Source organism: Streptomyces sp. F63 (genome assembly GCF_018070345.1).
Classification (GTDB): Bacteria; Actinomycetota; Actinomycetes; order Streptomycetales; family Streptomycetaceae; genus Streptomyces.
Map to the genome: position 1 here is coordinate 1 of NZ_JAGPXX010000059.1, position 6,133 is coordinate 6,133.

Sequence of the window (6,133 nt, forward strand, 5' to 3'; positions counted from 1 at the left end):
TCCTGACATGCTACGGTCCCCTTTGTCTTTCGACTCCAGGTAAGTCATTCAGCCCAGGAATATTCTCCGAATTCCTCCCGGCTCAGCCGGGAATACATCAAGGCGCTTCCATGGCGCACTCCGCCCATACGTGCTTCCCCTGGCCGGCAGGCTCCCAGGCACACCGCGAAGCGAGAAGCTCGACCAGTGCCAGGCCGCGCCCACTCTCGGCGTCGGCTCGGGCACAACTTCTCTGCGGAGCCGAGGGATTGGCGTCGAGGACATCGATCACCAGGCGACCGGGCCGGTGGTACAGCGTGACGGTGACGGGCCCCTCCCCGTGGACCACGGCGTTGGTGATGAGCTCGGAGGCGACGAGGCGGATGGCGTCAGCCGTGTCGTCGTTCAACGGCATACCCCACGCACGCATCTTGTCGACGACCTTGCGCCGGGCGAGGGAGACCTCCCTTTCCTCACCCGCGAGGACGAACCGATGGACGAGCGTGGGCATGGCGGACGCCTCCAAGGAGTTGGAGAGCGGCTCCGTCCCCGACGGGGAAACAGGGGCGGAGCCGCCGATCTGGGAGCCGATCCGGGAGCGCGGTCGCGATGCGCGAGCTCCGTGAACGGCTGATATTCAGTCAACGGCCCCAGCCAGCAGGGCGGAACGTTTCTAGGGGGTTCCTCATGGGGACGCCCTCCCCGTACGCGGCCACGCGCAGTAGCCTCCCCACTACGCCGCGAGGGGGATGACGGGAGTGATGACATGCCTGGTGAGCCGTTGGCGGTCCACCCGCTGAGCTTCCTTCGCCAGACGCGCGGATGGGGCAAGGCCGAGTTCGCCCGACTCATGCAGACGCACGGGCGGTTGCTCGGAATCCCCATCGCGACCAACCGGACCACCGTATGGAAGTGGGAGCAGGGCCAGGAGCCGGACGCGGACGCCCAGCGCGTACTCGCCGACCTGCTGCGCGTCCCGTACGAGCAAGCGCGGAGGGAAGGTTGGCCCCGGTGGCTGCCGGTCTGGGAGGTTACGGGACTCACCGCCCCGTGGACCGAGGCCGGTACCGTTGAGGCGTTGTCTGAACTCGTGGGGAGTGGCTGCATGGACCGCCGGGGCTTTCTCACCATCACCGGCGCCGCCTTGACGGGTCTTGCAGCGAGCTGGGTGGACGCGCCATCCGCCTTCGCGTCGGCCCTGGACGGGGACCACGTCACGGACACGATGGTCTCGACGATCGAGCAGCGCATCAGCACGCTGCGCACCCTCGACGACCAGCTCGGCGGCGCCACACTCCTGGAGCAGGCTCGCGGCGATCTCGCCCTCGTCACCGGCCTCCTGAGCACCGGCAGGTACACGGAGAGCATCCGACTCCGCCTCTACGCCCTGGCGGCCCGGGTGTCGCACCTGACCGGCTGGATGGCTTACGACGCGGGGCTTCGGTCCGCCGGCCAGCGCTACTACATCGGGGCCCTGCGCAGCGCCCGTACCGCTGGAGACGACGCGTTCGGTGCCTTCATCCTCGCGGAGATGGGGGTCCACGTCTCCGAAGCCGGACGGACCACCGAGCGCGTCGCCCTCGTCTCCACCGCCATCGACAACGCCCCTCGCACGCTATCGCCGTACACCCAGTCCTTTCTCTACCTGCACAAGGCCGAGGCACTGTCCCGCGATGGCGACCACGCAAAGGCCGGAACAGCGCTCAACCGTGCCGTGTCCCACTGGGAGCGCCACACGACGGAGGAAAACCCGGACTGGCTCAACTGGTTCGGCGAGGCTCAGCTGAAGTCGACCGAGGGCAAGGTCCTGCTGCGGTCCGGGCAAGTGGAGCGCGCGACGGGTTCCCTGGAGACCTCCGTGAAAAGCGCGGCTCCTCGGGACAAGGCCGTACGCTCCAGCCGCCTGGCCGAGGCCCGGCTCGCCGGCGGTGACCTGGACGGGGCGCTCGATGCCGCGAACTACGGCACGGAACTCCTGGAGAGCAGTGTCAGTTCCGTACGGGCTCTGGACCGCTTGAAGGAGTTCTCCGCACGCCTCGAGCCGCGCAAGTGCGTCCCCGCTGTCCGTGAGTTCCGCGAGCGGCTTCAGGCCGTGCCCGTCGCGGCGTGACCGTCACCTCCCGGATTGCGAGGCCGAGCCCTGCCCCCTCAGAGCATGCTGCCGCAATGCCAGGATGGACGGCATGACGACGATCTACGGTGAGGTCGCGGCTGGGTTCGAACCGGTGCGTGAGGCGTTCGCGGCGAACTTCTCCGAGCACGGGGACATCGGCGCGGCGGTGTGCGTGTACCAGTACGGCCGACCGGTGGTGGACCTGTGGGGAGGCGTCGCCGACCCCCAGACCGGCCGTCTGTGGACACGGGACACGCTGCAGCTCGTCTACTCGGCGACCAAGGGGGCGACCGCGACCGCGGCACACATGCTGGCCGAGCGCGGTGCGCTGGACCTGGACGCGCCGGTGGCGAAGTACTGGCCGGAGTTCGCCGCGAACGGCAAGGCGGACATCCCGGTGCGCTGGCTGCTGTCCCACCAGGCCGGCGTCATCACGCTGGACCAACCCGTCCCGCTGAACGAGGCGTTGGCCTGGCACTCTATGGCGGCTGCGCTGGCTGCTCAGCGTCCCATGTGGACTCCGGGTACCGCGCACGGGTACCACGGCCGGACCTGGGGCTGGCTGGTCGGCGAAGTGATCCGCCGGGTGTCCGGCCGGACACCGGGCCGCTTCTTCGCCGGCGAGATCGCCGCCCCCCTCGGGCTGGACTTCTTCATCGGATTGCCGGTGGATCAACGCGACCGGGCCAGCCGCATGGTGTACCAGCGACCGGCCGTCGACCTCACCACCGTGCCCGTCGAGTCGGTTCCCGAGGAACTCCGCGAACAGGTTGCCGCGTGGCGAGATCCGGAGTCATTCAGCAACAAGGCGTACGCGGTCACAGACCCCGCCGCGATCGACTTTGACTCGCCCGAGGTGCAGGCCGCGGAACTCCCGGCCTCCAACGGCATCGGTACCGCACACGGGCTGGCGCGCATGTACGCCGCGCTGATCGGCGAGGTGGACGGCGTGCGCCTGCTGACCTCGGAGACCCTGGCCTCGGCGACCAAGGAACAGGCCAGTGGGAAGGACCAGGTGATGCTGATCCCGAGCCGGTTCAGCTCCGGGTACATGCTGCCTACCGAAACCAACCCCATGATCGGGCCAAACTCCTTCGGTCACACAGGCAGAGGCGGCTCACTTGGCTTCGCCGACCCGGTGCAGGGCATCGCCTTCGGCTATGCAATGAACAACATCGTCGGGGGTCTCGACGACCTGCGTGCGACGTCACTGGTCGACGCGGTGCGAAAGTCGCTGGCGTAACAGCTGGCATCGCTGTGGCCCCGAGATCCGGAACGGCTCGCCAGCCACGTCGGCGTACGTCGTTACGGTGCGCGGCGGCTACGCCGCCAACCGCCGAATCCCAGTCGAGGTGGCGGCCGACGGAGTGGAGGCGATGCCGACGACCTCGACTTGGACACCCCATGCTTCGAGCGCCCTGGCCGTCTGCACCAAAGTGACCTGCGAGAACAGGAACAGGGTGTCGGCGGTGAGGTGGGTTCCGTCCTTCAGCAAGACTGCGAAGACGACCTTCGAAGGCCGGAAGTCTTCCGGTAGACGGTGCCCTTGCCGGGCGGCGGCCACCTTCTCGGCGAGCCGTTCCCTCCCCTCCGGGTCGTTCCAGGCTCTCGACGGCATCGGCAGTGGCTGGCGAACATAACCAGCAGGAGCCGGGAGTATCAGCGTCGCGAACTGGTCATCGGCTGGGGCCCGGCACCAGGCCCCCCTCCTTCTCGCCCGTCAGCTGCTCGCTGCCCTGTTCGCCTCCGAGCTGGTGGACAGGCGAAGGATCTTGTCCCAAGTAGCCACTAGCCCCGCAGCGACGACCGTGGCAAGGGCGACGCCCACGGCAGATGAAGCCAGGGCAAACACAATGCCAGCGAGGCAGAGGGTGAACGCGACGCCTCGCAGCATCTGCTGCCGCCACGCTCTGCGCTCCCGGTGACTGTGCAACAGCTCGTCGCCTGAGTCGTCCCCGGGGGCAATATCTTGGAGCCGACCGCTGGAGAGGACTTTCAGGATTCGCTCTACTTCGAGCAGAGCACGCTTCGCACCGTCGATCCGATCGAGTTCAACCCCGTCGCGAAGCTCACGCACAAGGGCAGCAGCTGCCGAGAATCGGGCGATGACCCGCGGCATGGGGTTGCGACCGTCGGGAAGCGCCCGCTGCACGGCATACCGTTCCAATGCGATGGCGAAGTCCTCCAAGGCCCGGACAGCTGCAACGTGTGGGGAGTTGAAGGGTGTTGTCGTCGGAGGCTCCTTCCCCGTGACCTCCAGAGGCTGGAGAAGCGCCTCGTAGGCCCTCCGTGCCGTAACCGTCACAGCCTCGGTTGTCCACCGTTGCATGCCTTGGTTCGAGACCAGTGAGGCGATCGCGGCAGTGATCAACATGGGTGCCATCATGGCCCCGATGGCGAACGCGTCCCGCCAGACGTGCCAAGTTGTGCGCTCAATAGCTGTTGCAAGGGCGTAGCCCGCGGAGACGGATGTCGCGACGGGGACGATCATCTTGATGGCGAGTGCCCTCCTGGACACCTGATAGAGGACGTCTTCACGCTGCAAGTAGTCCAGAGTTGGACGGTCTGGGCGGGTCGCCAAGGAGCTGTCGCGGACCTGGCGCACCAGGTGAGCGCGGCGCCGTCTCGCATGTGCCCGCGCGTGAGCCCAGCAGATCCGTTCCAAGAGCGTTCTGGTACCTCGGCGCTGCGACGTTGCCGTCATGGTCAGGGCCCACATCGACATTGTCCAAGCGGTGAAGATGACCGCCCCAAGCTCGGCTTTCGACACATTCTCCCCCTCTGAAACCCCGTGGGGGCGCACCCCATTGCAAGTTACCGTTCGGAGAGGGGTGTTGGCCGAGCCGGAGTCAGGCTCGTCACCCGGGCACCCGCTCGCATAGCTGTGGTTCGGCGTACGGCTCGAGACGACCGCTGCCACTTCTCGCCCGGCGCGCCGGCAACGTACAGTCCCCAAATGCGCTACGAGCAAAGGCCATTGATGCCGCGACCTGGAGCGTTCCCTGATGAGAAGGCACTCTCTGCTGTCGTCCTAGGCAAGCTCGACCGGTGGTTCCACATCGAGGAGCAGATACCAGGGCGCTACTGGACCGGCGAAGAGACGCGCATAGACGCAGTACTCAGGCCCAGAGATCCGAACGGGTGGCACGACGACGCCCCTGCGTTCGGTGTTGAGTTCAAGAATCCCACCCCGAACACCAGCACCGGACACCGCTACGGCTGGGTAACCCAGGCGGTTGGTTATGCCCATTGCGACTGGCAGGGATACGGAAGACTCGGGATCTTCTTGTGCCCATCGCCTCTGTCCTGGCTGCTGTCCCGCGCTGATGAAGTCGCCGCTGCCCGCCAGAAGAGGATTGATCCCGAAGCGCTGGAACAGGAGCGCGTAAGGGTTCGCGAGTATGGGCGACTGTTCGGCAAGGAGTACTCCGATGCCTACGTCGACAGTGAAGCACTGCTGGCCCATCGGCGCGCCCTCGGGAATTGACCTACGAGGAGTTCACCGCTCGCGCCGACGGGTTCGTCAACGCGGACGAGCGCCAGCGGGAACATGATCTACGAATGGCCGACGAACTGACTCACCTCATAGGGCAACTCGGCGTCGGTGAACTCATGCCCTACGAGAAGATCGGCTGGGCGCTCATGCGATCAGGTATGCGGCTGTGGAGCGAACAGGACGGCGTGACCCGTGTCCCATTCCAGCTGCGGCCGCGCATCGGCTCCCGATGAAATGCGTGAGTGGGTGCGCTCCCCGGCACACCGTTGTTTCATTGGTCGGCATGATCTTGCGGCCCTTGTCATAGGCGACAGCTACCCCTGGCCACCGACACGTCGGACCGCGATGAAGCTCCACCGGGGATCCTCGGACACAACCTTTCAGTACATGGTCAGCTGCTCGTGACCAGGCAGGTCTAAGAGGCCGTTCTCTTTCCGAACCTCATGTGCAGTTTCTGCTGGTCAGGCATGAGATAACGGTTGCTGCGGGAGTCTGGGTCCGTTGTTGGCCGAGATGTCCTGGGGGTGGCAGATGCCGTCGATGCG

General features: G+C 66.5%; 7 protein-coding genes. 4 read left to right on the forward strand and 3 right to left on the reverse strand.

Annotation, left to right across the window (positions count from 1 at the left end):
• Positions 1-97 precede the first annotated feature (97 nt).
• Positions 98-490 carry an ATP-binding protein gene (locus KBZ10_RS28760; RefSeq protein ID WP_210990683.1) on the reverse strand — a complete coding sequence of 131 codons (393 nt, stop codon included), beginning with the start codon at positions 488-490 and terminating at the stop codon, positions 98-100.
• A gap of 255 nt (positions 491-745) precedes the next feature.
• Here KBZ10_RS28760 and KBZ10_RS28765 point away from each other — a divergent pair, with 255 nt between their 5' ends.
• Complete coding sequence (locus KBZ10_RS28765) at positions 746-2,089, forward strand: transcriptional regulator (protein ID WP_210990684.1); 1,344 nt, start codon at positions 746-748, stop codon at positions 2,087-2,089.
• Between the two features lie 73 nt (positions 2,090-2,162).
• Positions 2,163-3,335, forward strand: a complete 1,173-nt coding sequence (locus KBZ10_RS28770) for a serine hydrolase domain-containing protein (RefSeq protein WP_210990685.1) — start codon at positions 2,163-2,165, stop codon at positions 3,333-3,335.
• 78 nt (positions 3,336-3,413) lie between these two features.
• On the opposite strand, the gene KBZ10_RS28775 is transcribed toward KBZ10_RS28770, so the two are convergent.
• Both KBZ10_RS28775 and KBZ10_RS28780 read right to left on the reverse strand, forming a co-directional pair.
• Positions 3,414-3,710 carry a TIGR04141 family sporadically distributed protein gene (locus tag KBZ10_RS28775; protein ID WP_210990686.1) on the reverse strand — a complete coding sequence of 99 codons (297 nt, stop codon included), beginning with the start codon at positions 3,708-3,710 and terminating at the stop codon, positions 3,414-3,416.
• A gap of 102 nt (positions 3,711-3,812) precedes the next feature.
• Positions 3,813-4,637 carry a hypothetical protein gene (locus KBZ10_RS28780; RefSeq protein WP_247703152.1) on the reverse strand — a complete coding sequence of 275 codons (825 nt, stop codon included), beginning with the start codon at positions 4,635-4,637 and terminating at the stop codon, positions 3,813-3,815.
• Positions 4,638-5,048: 411 nt separating this feature from the next.
• Between KBZ10_RS28780 and KBZ10_RS28785 the strand changes: the two genes are divergently transcribed.
• Together KBZ10_RS28785 and KBZ10_RS28790 are read left to right on the forward strand one after the other, a co-directional pair.
• Positions 5,049-5,579 (forward strand): hypothetical protein, encoded by a 531-nt coding sequence (locus KBZ10_RS28785; protein ID WP_210990687.1) that lies wholly within the window; start codon positions 5,049-5,051, stop codon positions 5,577-5,579.
• On the forward strand, positions 5,576-5,821 hold the full coding sequence (locus KBZ10_RS28790; protein ID WP_210990688.1) for a hypothetical protein: 246 nt from the start codon (positions 5,576-5,578) through the stop codon (positions 5,819-5,821). Before KBZ10_RS28785 ends, KBZ10_RS28790 begins: the two co-directional genes overlap by 4 nt.
• The last annotated feature ends 312 nt before the right edge of the window (positions 5,822-6,133 follow it).

Excerpts from the sequence above, each read along its gene's own strand:
- KBZ10_RS28760 (WP_210990683.1), bottom strand. The coding sequence starts at position 490 with ATGCCCACGCTCGTCCATCGGTTCGTCCTCGCGGGTGAGGAAAGGGAG.
- KBZ10_RS28770 (WP_210990685.1), top strand. The coding sequence starts at position 2,163 with ATGACGACGATCTACGGTGAGGTCGCGGCTGGGTTCGAACCGGTGCGT.
- KBZ10_RS28765 (WP_210990684.1), top strand. The coding sequence starts at position 746 with ATGCCTGGTGAGCCGTTGGCGGTCCACCCGCTGAGCTTCCTTCGCCAG.
- KBZ10_RS28785 (WP_210990687.1), top strand. The coding sequence starts at position 5,049 with ATGCGCTACGAGCAAAGGCCATTGATGCCGCGACCTGGAGCGTTCCCT.
- KBZ10_RS28775 (WP_210990686.1), bottom strand. The coding sequence starts at position 3,710 with ATGCCGTCGAGAGCCTGGAACGACCCGGAGGGGAGGGAACGGCTCGCC.